Below are 15,883 nucleotides of genomic sequence, written 5' to 3'. Positions count from 1 at the left end.
CCTCCTCATTTATTTTTTTCACTGTTGTTATATGATTCTAATTTTTTATCCATCTAAATTTTTAACAGATGACTCTAAACCATTCTTTGAACATTCTTCATTTTTATCTTATGCTTCCAATCTCATTTGCAGCTTTTTCCATGCTTCGATCATAAGCTTGTAGAACTTTTTGGTTAGCTTCAAAGCTACGGTACGCTGACATAAGTTCAGTATAAGTCTGTGTAACATCAACATTTGAACGCTCAATAAATCCTTGGTTAACAGAAAAAGCAATTCGATTATTTCCAGAAGCTGTCGGAAGTCCTTGTCCACTTATCGTTTTGAACAGACCTTCGCCTTCTTTCACTAATACGTTTGGATTATCAGAAAATGCAACTTTTAATTTACCTGCATTTCGTCCATTATCAACAATTGTTCCATCTTCAAGCATTTTGAAATCAGAAGATTGGACTTGAATACGTTGATTATTCTCACCTAAAACATAGAAGCCATTATTTGTTGTTAAATAACCTTGTTGATCTAATGTAAAATTCCCATTTCTAGTATAACGAACAGTTCCATCTGGATTCTGAAGCTCAAAAAATAGAGCACCTTTTGTTTTAGCAGCCGTATTGAATGGAATAACACGCTCTTGAATCGCTATATCAGTGGATTTATTTGTTTGTTGAAGATCACCTTGTGTAAACTTTGGTAGTGTTTCTTGCATGTATACTCCAGTATTTAATCCACCTAAGGTTGGGCCATTTTGGCTAATATTTTTACCTGGAATATCTTCTGTGTTCATTCTTTTCATTAATAATTCTGGAAAAGAACGCAATGAAGCTTGTTCACCTTTATAACCAGGCGTATTAGCGTTTGCTATATTGTTAGTCAAGTATTCTGTTACTCTTTGCTGTGTAATCATACCTGATGCTGCTGCATAAAAACCTCTTAGCATAAAGCTACTCCTCTCTATCTATTTAGCTTCAATAATTGAAACTAAATGACATTCCACAATAATTTGTTAACGTATATATCTTCTATTCGTACGAATCTATTTTCACTTTAAATATTGCATTATTTTTGTTTATTAGGTCATTGTATATAAGATACACAAAATTTGATAAATTTCATCAACTCTATTATATACCTTCTTGTATTTATTTGTATGGTCCAAATAGCTTATGTCGAAAAATGTTTTCTCTTGTAAAATAGTAGCATTGTATCAAAAATGACCGGTAGTCAAAATTTGGTGATTAATATGAAAAAAGACTTACGAAATGAGTCTGTTTTTTACTTTTTTGAATCTACTTTGTCAGTCTGATTAAGGTGAATCTATCATTCATAAAAAAAATAGCCTGTAACCAACATTTAGTTACAGGCTATTGCTATCTCAATTATTGTGAAACTGACCTTTCAGTTTCTACAGCAGCATTACTCAATCCAGTTTTCATGTACTTAGGTAAAACAACGAAATAATACACACCCACTATTGATAAACTTAACCCGACAATTGCATGTAACCATTCAATCTTTAAAATAGCTGGATAGAATAACGCGATTAAGCCTAGTGTAATACTTTGAGATAAAAGTATAATTGGTTGGATCCAACCTTGAACTCTTCCCATCATCCGTTTTTCAACAATTTTAGGGAACCAACCACCTATCCCTATATTTACGATTGGTAATATTAGTCCAATGATAAATTGCCATAGTATGTAAGCAATTGGTGAAGTTGAAAACCCTGAAGCAATGACACATAACCCGGATATAATCAGTCCAATAATGATCATATTCTGAAGTTGCATCTTCTTTGCTAGCATTGAACCAACAATACTTCCAAGCAATACACCTGTACCAAATGCAACTCCAATATAAATTAAAAGTTCTTCATAATTTTCAGGTGCTAGTTTGTATTTTAAGATAAATGAAGGCATAACTGAAAATCCTCCATTAATGACACCAAATAGGAAAAATCCTGATAATAGAGACCTTAGTAATGAGTGATTTAAAATGTAAACAATTCCTTCTTTAAAATCTTTTAGCACTAATGTAAATTTCAAATCTTTTAATGTATGGTGACCATTAGGATTTGTAATTTCTTTAGAGAGTTTTGCTACTTGGATCAGAAGTCCAGATAGGATAAATGATATCGTATCAATGATAATAGCAGCTTCTACGCCCAACTTCCAAAATACAATTGTTCCTATTGCTCCACCAAATAGCATAAATAAACTACTAACAAGTTGATTTAAACCTGCCGAGGTTGCATATTGGTCTTCGGTTAAAATCCCTTGTAATAGTGAAGACTGTGCAGGTTGAAAAAATTTCGATACACCACTTCTTAAAAAAAGAACACAGAATGATAGAAATATCCAATCTTGCATGATTGTGATTAGTAATACAACTGATAAACACGCACTAATATAATCGCAATACATAGCAATTTTCTTACGATTTAACCGATCTGCAAATACACCAACTAAAAAAAACAAAAAAAGCATTGGTAAAGTATACATTAATTCTGTTATCGTCGCATATGACGGTTGACTAGAAAATTTCCTTAACAAATAAAGCATAAATGCAGTCATGCCCACTACGGATCCAAGCTGAGAAGTGAAATTTGCTAAAAATAACCATAAGAAATTACGGTTTTTAAAAATTTGTAACAATTTAAGTCCCCCTTTTTACACCCTTATTCATTATATACTAAATTTTCAGAATAAAAAGCGCGATTCTTGTCGGACTTTCTTTAACTTTTCGCATAATCTTTTCCATAATCAACCAAAATAATAATGTCGTAAAATTGTTTCGTTTTGACAGGGAGCTGATTTTTTGAAAATGTTTTTTATATTTTTATGTTTATTTGTATTAACAATGAGTTTATTGGCAGGTATTGATTTAATACAAGGCACAAGTTTCTCTGAAATGTGGAGCTATATACTAGTTAGTAAAACGGAGCTGGTTGGAGAGGATTATGTGGTGATTTTCTTATTTACAGTTCCTTTTGCGGTCGGAAATACGGTCCTAAAATTCTTGAATAAGAAAAAAGTACAAAACCGAACAAAAAACCCACAAAATTCAGCTAACTAAATCATTAAAAAACAGCTTAGTTATTTTCTAAGCTGTTTTTTTCATTCACTTTTTTCTGTATGATTGCAATTGCAAGCAAAGCAATTGGAACAACTATTTGAAGAGGGACATGTAAGTAATATGGAACAACATCTAATCCCTCTTTATAATGTTCTAAATAATTAGGTGCCATCCAAACCGAGCTAAGAACAATTATGACTGCAATTGGGTAGGTTAACTGATCTCTTTTTTTCACTCTGAATAAATCAGAAGCACCAATTACAGCACAAAAGAAGAAGACTGCTACTTTCATGAATCCACCTAACACCATGACAATTACTATTAATGAATCAAGTCTTTGAATGAAATTAGCAATGTTTATATAACTAACAGCAGTTAAAATCGGATAAGTTGCCCGATCTAATACATCCACTCCTAAAATCATTATATTTACTAGTGTCAAGGTTGTTAGTAATAATCCAGCAAATATCATCGCAGGCATACCAACTTTTAATGCGAGCTCAGGTTTTCTTAAATGTGGCATCAGCATAGTTAAGGTAATAATTTCACCAAAAGGAAATGTTACTGTTAATGGAAACGCAGCATGTAAAACTGGTTTCCAGCCACTTTCTAAAACTGGTCTTAAATTATTGATATTAAATAAATCTCCGACAATCTCAAATCCAATGACTACTACGATAATTAACATGATTAAATAAAATGAAAATTCATTTACCCTTCCAAACGTTTCAAATCCTTTATATACAGCATACATAACTAAAAAACTCATTAGTATGCCAATTGATATGAGAGAAGTTGCATTGTATAGTGATATCACTAATAACTCCTCAAAATCTCGCAGAACTCGACCAGCAATATAAATAAAGTAAATAGTATAGATTAATGCAAGGAGTATTCCTGCATATTTTCCTAATATTTTTTGTATATAGTGTGTAAACGGTAAGTCTGGGAACATTTCAAATAATTTAATATAAATATAAAACAGTACGCAGCCCATGGTTAATGCAATAATTAAACTAATCCACGCGTCCTGCTTGGCATCTGTTGCCAAACCAATTAACGAAGTACTCCCAATTTCAAATAAAACGATCATACAAAAAAACTGATAGCCACTTATAGATAATTTGCGATTCATCTTATTACCTTCTTTTTAATATGGGTATGTTCGCTTTCTCATACCTACATTGTTAATTTGTACATCAACAGTTACTTTGAATTTTGCTTTCTGGAATACTTTATTCCAATCTTTTTCATGTTTTTTAAAAGCCTTTGGATCGCCTACATGGAGTTTATCACCAAATCCATAGACATCTCCACCAAGCTTCTGGGCTTGTGTTAAACCATCTAAAATCGTTTGTCTTACAACTTTTTCACTTAATTTTTCATATTTATTTAGCGTTTTCGCTTTGTCAAAATCATCATTACATAAAACTTCATCTATATGACCAATCGCCTTTACTTTTACATGAATATTTGGTATTCCTTTTTTCATTTTTACATCTGTTTTCGTTTTTACACGTGTCAGCTCTAATGAATCATATTTCTCCTTTTTACATTGAACTTGAAGATTGGTTTCTTTGATTAAATTATCGATATATTGGACTGCTCTTGCTGGAGGACCATCTAGCCACCCAACTAGTTTTCCTTTGCTAAATACACCCATTCCATTTATGGCTGCATATGTTGATTTTACTTTTTCAGTATTCGCCAATGATTCTGATTCAGGAGTTTCATACGCTAATGATACGCCATTAATAGTTGGCTCACGTCCTGGACTTGAGATAGCTGAAATGACTTCCCGCATTTGAGTTTCATGATTTTCACCTAACAGATTAGAGGTGTTTTGAATTTTTCCAACAATTGATCTTGCAGGAAGTTTATCAAGAGGTGGTAAGTTATTCATCACTCGATAAACACTGTCTTTCCTAGCAATAATGACTGGGATATTTACACGGATTTTCGAATCCCTCTCAAATACATCAAAAATCCAATTTATTGATTCCTCTTTTGCTAATGTTTCTCCAATCGCTACAAGCGCCACATGCGAATAAATATTGGGCCTTGAAACTCTTTTTGTCACTTTACGAGCAGCTTCTGAAATTGTTCTACCCGTTTCAACTAGTGAAATAATTGGAATCCCTTGCGCACCTGTTTGGGTAGCAATTGCATTTGGGTTAATGATTTGAACAATCATTTCATACTCTTTTGTTTTAGGTAGATAATCTAAACCCATTGCGACAACGATTGATAACCCATTTAATTCTCTATAATTTGAACATCCGTTTAACAATAATATGACAATAAGAAAGATCATACAAAATTTCTTTTTCATGGTTTATTCCCCATTACTTTGTTCTTTAATTGATTTTGTATTACCTTGGGAAGGAACAACTAAAATTGTATCCTTCTGACTACTTAAGCGAAACGGAGCGAATGGCGCAAAATAAGGCTCCCCAAAAGAACGTAAGCTACACATATGCATTAGAATAATTAATCCACCAATTAATATGCCAAACAAACCGATATAAGCTGCTGCTAATAATAAAATAAATCTTAGAATCCTCGCTGCAATTGACATATTGTAGTAAGGAATTGTAAAGCTCGCAATGGCGGTGATTGACACAATGATAACCATCGATGCCGATACGAATCCCGCTTGAACTGCGGCTTGCCCTAAAATCAAGGCTCCTACAATAGAAAGCGCCTGGCCAACCGCTCTAGGCATTCGAATACCAGCTTCACGTAATACCTCAAAAACCATTTCCATTCCGATTGCTTCAACAATGGCCGGTAAGGGAACACCTTCCCGTTGTGCGGCTAAACTTACTAATAATACAGTTGGAATAACCGCTTGATGAAAGGAAGTAATCGCGATAAATATTGCGGGTGCAAATAAGGCAACCCAGAATGACATATATCGTAAAATCCTTAAGAATGTTCCAATATATGAGCTTTGATAGTAGTCTTCGGGAGATTGAAAAAACTGTGTGAAGGTTGCAGGTAAAATTAATACAAACGGTGTACCCGCAGTAAAAATGGCTACTCGACCTTCAAGTAAATTTCCAACTACTGCATCAGGTCGTTCCGTATGTAGCATTGTTGGAAAAATTGTTTTTTGGTCATTTTGAATATAATTTTCGATATAACTCGACTCAAGAATTTCATCTACATTAATCGCCTCTAAACGATGATTAACTTCCTTTAATAAATTCTCGTCAACAACACCTTTAATATACATGATTTCAACATCTGTTCTAGTGATTTCACCAATTTTCATCGATTCAATTCGAAGAGCCGGATGTTGGATTCTATTTCGGATGAGTGAAGTGTTCGTACGTAAGCTTTCTGTAAAGCTATCTTTTGGACCTCTAATAACTGTTTGTGTAGAGGGTTCCGATATACTTCTAGATTGAACCATTTTCGTACATGCAACTAAGAAATTTGTATCATGATCTAAAAGAATGATTGTGTCACCTAGAAGTAGCGCTGATAAGAGATTCGTATAACTCGATTGAGATTTTAAACTAGAAACTGAGATGATACTCTTTAAACCATTTTCTAAATCTGATAAAGACAATGATGTTTCTTTTTCTGTATTAATTTTTACGATTTTTTCAATGATTCCTTCATTGACTATTTTTTCATTTGAAATTCCGTCAATGTGAATAATTGCAAAGGAATACTGCATTCCTTCACCAAGAGATTCATGTCTGATAATCAAATCAGAACTGTCACCAAAATCATCCTTAATTCGTTTTATATTTTCTAAAATATCCTTACTTAAGGAACGAGAGATATTATTTTGAAAAGGAATTTTCCTATTCGTTGCTGCACTATTCGTTTCTTTATAGTTAAACATTAGTTACCACCGTCCATAATTTTTATGGCTTTATATTTCTATACTTTTTCCAAATTCTTTCATTTCATGTATTGAATTCTAACCAAGCTAATTTACAACTAGTTTCAACCAGCCTTTTGAGCATAAAAATAACCCTTGCTACATGTTGATGTAACAAGGGTTGATTTATTATTTTCTCGTACGCTATAGCTTCTGTGCTACTTGCAAATTAACATTAACTGGTTTTCGGCCGATTGAATAATATTGTATATTTGTATTTTCAACTTTTTCTATTTCAAAACAATTTCGGCCATCAAATATAAGTGGATACTTCATTCTTGTTTCAAATTGACTGAGCTCTGCTCGAACAATTTCATTCCATTCAGTTACAATTAATGCGGCATCTTTGTTTGAAATAGCTTCATATAATTCATTGGAGTACTTCACTAAATCTCCAAATTCTCTTTTTACTTCTGGTAGAGCGATTGGATCATATACAGTTATATTTACTCCGTCTTTTAATAACGCTTTTATCAGAGCAATTGAAGGTGCATGGCGTATATCATTTGTATTTGGTTTAAAGCTAGCCCCTAAAATGGCTATCTGTCTATCTTTCAATGTGCCAAAATAAACTTTTGCTAATTCATATAATTTCAATTGCTGATATTCATTTATGTCAATGACTGCTTTAAGAAGTTTTAGTTCTAAACCCTCCAACGCCGAGCTTTGTATCAACGCAGATGTATCTTTTGGAAAACAAGAACCTCCAAATCCAATACCTGCATTTAAAAATTGAGACCCTATCCGACGATCAAGCCCCATGCCTTGAGCTACTTGTTCTACATCTGCACCGACTACTTCACAAATTGAAGCAATTTCATTTATAAAACTAATTTTCGTTGCTAAAAATGCATTAGAAGCATATTTAATCATTTCAGCACTTCGAACACTTGTTATGAAAGTTGGCAGGTTAAATGATTTATATAATTCCTCTACGTATGAAGCAGTCTGAGGATGATCGGCACCGATGACAATCCGTTCTCCGTGGAAAATATCGTGTAAAGCTGATCCTTCTCTTAAAAATTCAGGGTTTGAAACAACATCTATTTTGAGTTGAGGAAGAGCAAAATCTTTCAAAATTTGTTTCACTACTTCATTCGTTCCAACGGGTACTGTACTTTTAATGATCACAACTAAATCTTTTGAAGCTCTAATTGCTATATCTTTCGCCACTTTTTTTAAATATGTTAAATTGGCTGTACCATCGGGCAATTCCGGGGTACCAACTGCAATAAATATGACATCCGCTCTACTATATGCTTGATCAATATTTGTGGTAAAATCTATCCGCTCTTGCATGATGTTCTCCAATAAAGCTTCTTGTAAGCCTGGTTCATAGATAGGACAAATGCCTTTTTGAAGTAAATTGATTTTATTTATGTCTACATCAACGCAGGTAACTTTAAAACCAACCGTCGCAAATGAAACACCTGTGGCAAGACCAACATAACCTGTACCAGCAACAATAATTTGCTTCATTCCCCATCCCCATCCTATATCATTAATCAACGTGAACTGTTTTTTCATTTCCGTTTTGACTGACTACTTCTTCAAGATATTGAATCAAATCGTGTTTAAATTCTTCGCTTTCCATTGCAAACTTAATTGAGGTTCAATTCCTGATTTAACTGCCTCTTCAACAATATATTGAATGGTTGCTTTATTCACAATTGGTAACATTTCCTTTGGTATCTCTTTAGTTGCAGGTAAAAATCGTGTACCAAGTCCAGCAGCTGGAATAATTGCTTTTCTTACCTTCATTTACGTTCGCTCCCCAATAAAGTATGTTTGACCATCGTTCAATCCTCAAGAAGTTTTGGTACTTAAATTTATGAACAGGCTACCACCAACATCACTAATTTACAGATCACTTAAGTAATCTTTACAATCACTGGCTTTTGAAAAACTTTACATCTATCCCTTCTTTATTTGTTATTTAACAACCTTCAAGTTCATCTATTTTTTACAAAACTCAAACATAAGGATTACAATTCAAATAAAAAACTCAAGCATCATTGCTTGAGTTTTTTTAAAAAATTATCATTGATTAGAAAACATAATAGTCAACAATTAATTTCTTTTTAATCATATCTTTTCCGACTTGATTCGCACGTTTCTTATCAATAAAATCTGCATATAAACGATAGTTTGAGCCTTCTTTTTTCACCCTAATATTATCGCCTTTATACGTCTTTTTGATTGTATTTGCTAACTTCTCTACATATGCTTTATTACTAATAACGCCAAGTTTAAAATGGCCCTTCATCTCTGGTTTTACAATTGAAGAAGTAGTTTTCATTACTTTCTTACCAGTTTTATTTCCTGTTTTTGCAACAGGTGTTACTTCAAAACCAATGTATTGATTTTGATCCGCTTTCGTTAATTTATAAGTAGACTTTGTAGCTCCCGCAATATATTGTTTTTTCTTCGTTTTTTGGTCTAATCGATACCATTTAATAATCGATTTTCCTTGTTTATCCCCTTCAATGTCTTTATAAACATATTTCGCAGTTAATACATTATTAACTGAAGTATTTCCTTCAATTTTTAAGTATTTTGCCACAGGGATATTATTTGGTATTTTAACCGGTCCTACGAAAGAACTAATGACTGCCTTCCCTTTCGTGTTACCAGTTTTTGCAATTGGTGTAATCTCAAATGCAATGTATTTCCCTTTATCTACATTCATTAATTTATAAGTAGATTTTGTTGCGCCAGAAATGACTTTCTTATTTGTTCCTTTTGCATTATCCGCACGGTACCATTTAAATGTAGACATACCTTGCACGTCATCGTCCTTATCAAAGTATGAAAATTGTCCTTTTAATGTAGTGTTGATTGTTGGACTACCCACGATTTTTACTTTAGAAGCTGTTGGTACAACGTTCGTATTACCTTCATTTACATTTTCCATATATAAAACAGTAAATGTACTGAATTTATTTACCCCGAATGATATACCTTTTTCTCCATTTTTGTATGCAGTTAATTTTCCTTTTACGATTTCCTTTGTTCCATCATCATGTTCAATATAAACGACTAAATGTTTAAACATCTCTGTTTGTTCAGTTGCACTTGATGGAAAATTAGGTAGAGGCATCGTTAAAGTGACAGGACGATTTTCCATATTTGTTTCAATGACCATTGGTCTTCCTAATATTTTAACTTCTTTATCTCCTGAAGCTACTTGCACTATGTCTTCTTCTAATGCACGTTGTTTAATTTCTTGTTTATCCTCTTCTTTTTTAACAGGGATCATACGGAAGTATAAATCATCCTCAAATGTTCCCAAAGAGGCATTCGGAATGAAAATCTTAGCCGAATCTGTGTATAGCTCTAGATTAACTTCTTTATTTGATAAACTTTGTACAGCACTTTTAGGAACATTTACTTTTACTTCAGAAACAAGATCCTGCTGATCAGGTAATACTATCTTTGCGGTATTTCCGCCAAGTTGTTCTATCTTTTTAAGAGATTCTTGTGCTTGTTCAGAAGTGAAGTTAACTTCATCCTTCACTTTACCGTTAGATTCAGTTGAACGTTTTACTGGTAATTTCACAACTGACTCTACTTGATCATCTTTTCCACCTTCAACATCTACTAAGATCTCTTCTACTTTAGGACCAGTTGATGATGATGGGCTTAAGATTGTCAACTTACCTTCATTGAAAGTCGTATCGATCATTTTATTCTCTATATTTGTAAAGATTAAGTTTTCAGGATTTTTTGTATCAATCGTTAATGGTAATATGTCTTTTGATGATGATGATTTAATTTTAACCTTTATTATAAATAATGGTTTTTCATCATAAATTGGATGATCTCCACCAGAAGAATCTACCCAAGCGATATTTAATTTACCTTCTTTGTTATCAATGTTTGTAAAGAAACATCCTAAATCATCAGTGGAACATTCAAGTTCATTTGCATTTCCATGCTCTGGTGTAATGCTTTCTATTTCTATTGCATCCTTATCAAATGCAAACTTCATCCCGTATGATGCAATTCCTTCTGTTTGGTTCTCCACAGATACTGGAACTTCAACAGTTTGGCCAATATACCCCTGAATCGACCCAACCGTAACCGTCATTCCGTCCTTTTTCAAAAGTGAAAGTGCTTTTGAACTATATGGTATTGAAGAAATTGTAGCAATTAAAATAATAATTGTTAGGATTGAATGTAAAGTTCTTCTTTGTTTGATGTTATCTATCAATCTATTCGTCCCCCTAGTTTTTCTTTTTCTATAAACGTACCTACTTCGCCTGATGGTTTCCTAAAAATTTATAAATATCTGTATTAATTGTTTTCCATTGATATTGATAATAAGTAGTAGAACCTCCATAAAAACCAGGTTTTCGAATCATTGTTTTTCCGATAGTGGATATAATTGCAGGGCTTGTGTTAGATGCCGCATTCATATCACCAAGTACATCAACAACTTGTCCATCTCTTTTTAGTACAAATGCAAGATTCGTCACATTGATACTTAAATCAGCTTCATTATTGTAATATGCAATCGTTGTATCATCCATGATGCTATATGCTATTCTATCAATTATGATATAAGGATTTGACCATAGATAACCTGTATCCTGATTCTCAAAAAGATCAACAGTAGTAACCGTCTTTTTATTTAAACTTTTATTCCACTGGTGCAGTTCAAGTGTGTAGCTGTTACCTTTCCTTGCGAAAACATCATCAACATTTGATAGTTCGATTGCGATATTTCCATTACCTCCATATAGATATTCAGAAATAAATGCAGTTGGTGTATTTGATTCATTAATTGCTTTAATCATCATATTGTCTGTTGTAACATCTTGACCACCACTTAAAGAGCCACCCTTTATCGTTACACTAAAGTTTGATATATCCTGATCGAAATCTGTTCCATCTTCATAATCTAGTTGTAGTATCACATTATTTTCATCCATTGGAGCTACATAAGCTATTAAACCTTGAGGTGCATTATTTAGGATTATGTCATCCATCACCGTAGTACTGTCTATTGTATTTCCAGTAAGTGTTAAGTTAATGAATGCAGCATTTAAGTTAGATTCATCTAAAGGTGCTGGATCAGTAGTAGCAGTTAGCGAAACGTTAACAGGAAGTGTTATTTTTTCAGTTGTCTCACTTAATACTGAACTACCTGTCGCGAATCCAGATGATGCAACTGGCGTAACTTCAACAGTCATAAATTTATCTTCATCTTCGTTTTGTAATAAATATTCTTTTGAATTAGCACCTACGATTGCAACCTTATCAGAACCATCGGCAAGATCTGAGCGATACCATTGGTAAGTTGAATTACCTTCAAGATCATCTTCAATATCATTATATTGATATGAACTAGTAATGGTTTTGCCAACTTGCAAACTTCCCGTTATTTTAACCTGACTCACACTCGGTGCTTCATTAGCTTCAATTGTTTGTTTGATACTAGCATCCTCATAGTTTGTGGAAGAAATGTTAATTTGATAGTCTCCTAAAGAAGTAAAGAGTGCTTTATCAAATGTGATTGTACCGTTCGCAATTGAATAATCTTCTGGTTTGACAAGATTATGATCAATCGTTATTTCTTTTATTCCTGATACCCAATTTTGGTCATCATTGAAAGTAACTGCTATTTCCTTTCCAACATGATTGATGCTATTATCAGCAGCTAATGTTGGTGGCGTTTTTTTCTTCACATTTTGAGCATCTACAGATTCTTTCGCCCAACCAGTTATCTTGTTATTACTATCTACTGAAACGATATAGATTCTCGCATCTAATGTTGCCAGAATATCTGAGCCTACTGTTAACGAATTCGTATAAGCATCTGCTACATCACCTTCGAATGGACGTTCCATTTGATCATCATATTGAATGAGATACTTTAATTCCCCATTTGGAATCGCAGTAGCTTTTGTTGCTCCCGCTACACTACCTTGTGTCCAAGTGAAACCTTGAAGAAGTGGTGCTAAGTTAACAATTTTATCTGTTGTTTGGCTAATGTATGCCGAACCCATTCCATTTGATGAACCTGGTATTACTTCAAAGGACAAGTACTTTCCAGAGTCCTCTTCTGTAAGTTTATAAGTTGAAGCAGTAGCTCCGGCAATAGCAACTTTACCTTGTCCATCTGAATAATTACTTCTATACCATTGGTAGCTAGTCCCCGCTTCAGTATCGTTTTCAATATCCATGTACTCATATGTACCAGTAAGTGTTTGGCCAACCTTCATACTGCCATACACTTGAATATTAAATGCCTCAGGTGAGTCATTTACATCTTTCAATGTAATATAATATTGGTTATTTTGAATAATACTTGCCTTGCCATTGTAAGCATTCATGACAGCTGTTGCATCTTTAGCAGTAATCTGACCATCGCCATCGATATCTACTAATTTCTTTTCGTCATCGCTTAACTGGACTTTATTACTGATTACTTTATAGATAAATAATGAATCTGCGGGCGTAATAATCCCATCGCCGTCTGTATCACCAGTTTTCGTCACCGTAACATTAAAACGATCAGTTAAAGTTTTCCCACTTTGATCTGTACCAGTAATTGATATGGTAGCCGTTCCAGCTGAATGTAAAACAAGATGAAGTAACTTCCCTGATATAGAACTAGTAGCTATGTTTGTATCACTTGAAGTGCCAGTTATACTCAATGAATTTGCATCAAGTAATTGATTAAAATGCTGGGTTAAATCGATTGATAATACATTGTGGTCTGTTTGTAAACTAGATGATACCCACTTTAGGTCATCAGCCACTATTACATCACCTTTTAAGATAAATGACGGATCTCCTACAGGGTCAGCATTTGCAATTGCGCCATTTACCATTGAAACAACTAAAGTCATACAGATCGCATTTCTTCCAATTTTAGATAGGGCATACTTTTTTATTTTTTTCATTTCTTTTCCCCTCAATGAATTAGTCTATTAAAGCTGAAAAGGCTTTTTCAAACTAAAATAGTATATTAATCATAGGTGTTTAGACCTACAAAACATTTATAATTCTTCCTTAGCTTCTAACAGCATGTTGTAGAATCATCTCCAGGATGATAAAATTTCTTTCATTTATTTCTTGCACCAATTATTAGGAAATATAAAGAAATGCATAATAATAAACGATTACTCAAAATATATCGGTGATATATTTTGAAATTGAATAAATTCAGAAGCTGGGCATAAAAAACAGGCTAAATGGACTATTTTTAAATAAACCAGTATAATCTTTACTTTTGAATAATAATAATTTTCTAATGGGTATTCTTTTTATCAACAACTAAAATGAGGATTTTTTATATGAAGGAAAGTTTGTGGTCATGGATCATTTCACAAAAAAAATCTCGAGCATAAGGCTCGAGATTTTAAAATAGATTATTTTAAATAACGACTTGGAATTTTATCAATGTTTTCAAGCATGATACCAGTACCTACCGCTACACATTGCATTGGATCTTCAGCAATAAAAACAGGAACTTTTAATTCTTCAGCTAGTAATGTATCAATACCATGAAGAAGTGCTCCACCACCTGTTAAGATAACCCCGCGATCAATAATATCAGCAGATAATTCTGGCGGTGTACGTTCTAAAACAGTTTTTGCAGCTTGTACAATTAAATAAACTGGTTCACTTAAAGCACGTTGAATTTCGTCAGAATATACAGTAATTGTACGAGGTAGTCCAGTTACCATATCACGTCCACGAATATCGATTGATTCGTTTCGTGCACCTGGGAAAACTGTTCCTACTTCAATTTTAATTTGTTCAGCAGTACGCTCACCAATTAGCAGTTTATACTCGCGTTTAATATAGTTTAAAATCTCCATATCAAACTTGTCCCCTGCCATTTTAATTGAAGAGGCGGTGACGATATCTCCCATAGACAATACAGCAATATCGGTTGTCCCACCGCCAATATCAATTACCATGTTACCGCTTGGTTGGAATATATCCATTCCAGCTCCAATAGCCGCAACCTTTGGTTCTTCCTCTAAATAAACTTGTTTACCACCGCTTTTTTCAGCAGCTTCACGAATTGCTTTTTGTTCAACAGACGTAATGTTTGTTGGACAACAAATCAAAATACGCGGTTTTGACATAAATCCTTTTACATCTAATTTATTAATAAAATAACGTAGCATTGCTTCTGTAATATCAAAGTCAGCAATAACGCCGTCTTTTAACGGACGAATTGCAACAATATTACCAGGTGTACGACCTACCATGCGGCTTGCTTCTTCACCTACTGCTAATACTTTTCCGCTATTACGTTCAATTGCAACTACAGAAGGCTCGTTTAAAACGATTCCTTTACCTTTTACATGTATTAAGACATTGGCTGTACCAAGATCTATCCCGATATCCTTAGAAAACATTCTTTTTGGCTCCTCCTTATTCACTATACTCATGAGCAGTTCCGAATACGTGTTATACCAAAATATAATTTTACCATAAAAGACTGCTTTTAGTAATTAATTTATTGTGAACAGGAGGTTAAATATTTCTAATTTTGTTTTCAAGGCTCGCCAATCTCTACTTTATTACCTTTTCAACGTCTTCTTTTTGATACTTTTGCTTTGTTGCTTCTCCACCGCGTAAATGACGAATTGATTTGTGATAATCTAGAATTTCTTTTACCTCATTTGCCAAATCCGGATTAATTTCCGGAAGGCGTTCTGTTAAATCTTTGTGTACTGTACTTTTTGACACACCAAATTCTTTTGCAATTACACGTACTGTTTTCTTCGTCTCCACGATATATTTCCCTATCTTGATTGTTCTCTCTTTGATGTAATCGTGCACACTACTCTCCTCCTCGAATTGGATGTGAGAAGCGTGAAATGAGACTCGTTTTGACTGACTAAGCTGCTCGTTTTCCTGCTCTGACTGACCTGCTGAGGTACATTT

General features: G+C 33.6%; 11 protein-coding genes and 1 pseudogene. 1 reads left to right on the top strand and 11 read right to left on the bottom strand.

Annotation, left to right across the window (positions count from 1 at the left end; all coding sequences use genetic code 11):
* Window positions 1–103 precede the first annotated feature (103 nt).
* Window positions 104–937, bottom strand: coding sequence for a flagellar hook-basal body protein (locus tag ACX6U0_RS13590; protein WP_464960439.1), 834 nt, complete (start codon window positions 935–937; stop codon window positions 104–106).
* A 439-nt stretch (window positions 938–1,376) separates the two neighbouring features.
* The gene (locus ACX6U0_RS13585; RefSeq protein WP_464960438.1) at window positions 1,377–2,651 is read right to left on the bottom strand and encodes an MFS transporter; all 1,275 of its coding nucleotides are present in this window, start codon (window positions 2,649–2,651) and stop codon (window positions 1,377–1,379) included.
* Between the two features lie 169 nt (window positions 2,652–2,820).
* On the opposite strand from ACX6U0_RS13585, the gene ACX6U0_RS13580 reads away from it, so the two are divergent.
* Complete coding sequence (locus ACX6U0_RS13580) at window positions 2,821–3,072, top strand: hypothetical protein (protein WP_464960527.1); 252 nt, start codon at window positions 2,821–2,823, stop codon at window positions 3,070–3,072.
* Between the two features lie 16 nt (window positions 3,073–3,088).
* On the opposite strand, the gene ACX6U0_RS13575 is transcribed toward ACX6U0_RS13580, so the two are convergent.
* The 9 genes and pseudogenes from ACX6U0_RS13575 to spoIIID all read right to left on the bottom strand — a co-directional run bounded on the left by ACX6U0_RS13575 (window position 3,089) and on the right by spoIIID (window position 15,778).
* Window positions 3,089–4,207: a GerAB/ArcD/ProY family transporter gene (locus ACX6U0_RS13575; protein ID WP_464960437.1), complete on the bottom strand. Its 1,119-nt coding sequence runs from the start codon at window positions 4,205–4,207 to the stop codon at window positions 3,089–3,091.
* Between the two features lie 15 nt (window positions 4,208–4,222).
* Window positions 4,223–5,404: a Ger(x)C family spore germination protein gene (locus tag ACX6U0_RS13570; protein ID WP_464960436.1), complete on the bottom strand. Its 1,182-nt coding sequence runs from the start codon at window positions 5,402–5,404 to the stop codon at window positions 4,223–4,225.
* A 3-nt stretch (window positions 5,405–5,407) separates the two neighbouring features.
* A complete protein-coding gene (locus ACX6U0_RS13565; protein ID WP_464960435.1) occupies window positions 5,408–6,931 on the bottom strand; it encodes a spore germination protein in 1,524 nt (507 codons plus the stop codon).
* A 183-nt stretch (window positions 6,932–7,114) separates the two neighbouring features.
* Complete coding sequence (locus ACX6U0_RS13560) at window positions 7,115–8,449, bottom strand: UDP-glucose dehydrogenase family protein (protein WP_464960434.1); 1,335 nt, start codon at window positions 8,447–8,449, stop codon at window positions 7,115–7,117.
* Between the two features lie 102 nt (window positions 8,450–8,551).
* Window positions 8,552–8,731: pseudogene (locus ACX6U0_RS13555) on the bottom strand (sugar phosphate nucleotidyltransferase); the annotation flags it as partial.
* Between the two features lie 286 nt (window positions 8,732–9,017).
* Complete coding sequence (locus tag ACX6U0_RS13550) at window positions 9,018–11,183, bottom strand: cohesin domain-containing protein (protein WP_464960433.1); 2,166 nt, start codon at window positions 11,181–11,183, stop codon at window positions 9,018–9,020.
* Between the two features lie 40 nt (window positions 11,184–11,223).
* A complete protein-coding gene (locus tag ACX6U0_RS13545) occupies window positions 11,224–13,881 on the bottom strand; it encodes a hemoblobin-interacting domain-containing protein (RefSeq protein ID WP_464960432.1) in 2,658 nt (885 codons plus the stop codon).
* 468 nt (window positions 13,882–14,349) lie between these two features.
* The gene (mreB, locus tag ACX6U0_RS13540) at window positions 14,350–15,351 is read right to left on the bottom strand and encodes a rod shape-determining protein (RefSeq protein WP_088001340.1); all 1,002 of its coding nucleotides are present in this window, start codon (window positions 15,349–15,351) and stop codon (window positions 14,350–14,352) included.
* 157 nt (window positions 15,352–15,508) lie between these two features.
* A complete protein-coding gene (spoIIID, locus tag ACX6U0_RS13535) occupies window positions 15,509–15,778 on the bottom strand; it encodes a sporulation transcriptional regulator SpoIIID (protein WP_088001342.1) in 270 nt (89 codons plus the stop codon).
* Window positions 15,779–15,883: the final 105 nt, after the last annotated feature.

Source organism: Gottfriedia sp. ABJ_BB2_2 (genome assembly GCF_055484705.1).
This window is presented reverse-complemented; position numbering and strand designations above follow the sequence as displayed.

Bases quoted from the DNA above. Each gene is read 5' to 3' on its own strand.
- ACX6U0_RS13590 (WP_464960439.1), bottom strand. From the start codon at position 937: ATGCTAAGAGGTTTTTATGCAGCAGCATCAGGTATGATTACACAGCAA.
- ACX6U0_RS13580 (WP_464960527.1), top strand. From the start codon at position 2,821: ATGTTTTTTATATTTTTATGTTTATTTGTATTAACAATGAGTTTATTG.
- ACX6U0_RS13575 (WP_464960437.1), bottom strand. From the start codon at position 4,207: ATGAATCGCAAATTATCTATAAGTGGCTATCAGTTTTTTTGTATGATC.
- ACX6U0_RS13570 (WP_464960436.1), bottom strand. From the start codon at position 5,404: ATGAAAAAGAAATTTTGTATGATCTTTCTTATTGTCATATTATTGTTA.
- ACX6U0_RS13565 (WP_464960435.1), bottom strand. From the start codon at position 6,931: ATGTTTAACTATAAAGAAACGAATAGTGCAGCAACGAATAGGAAAATT.
- ACX6U0_RS13560 (WP_464960434.1), bottom strand. From the start codon at position 8,449: ATGAAGCAAATTATTGTTGCTGGTACAGGTTATGTTGGTCTTGCCACA.
- ACX6U0_RS13545 (WP_464960432.1), bottom strand. From the start codon at position 13,881: ATGAAAAAAATAAAAAAGTATGCCCTATCTAAAATTGGAAGAAATGCG.
- mreB (WP_088001340.1), bottom strand. From the start codon at position 15,351: ATGTTTTCTAAGGATATCGGGATAGATCTTGGTACAGCCAATGTCTTA.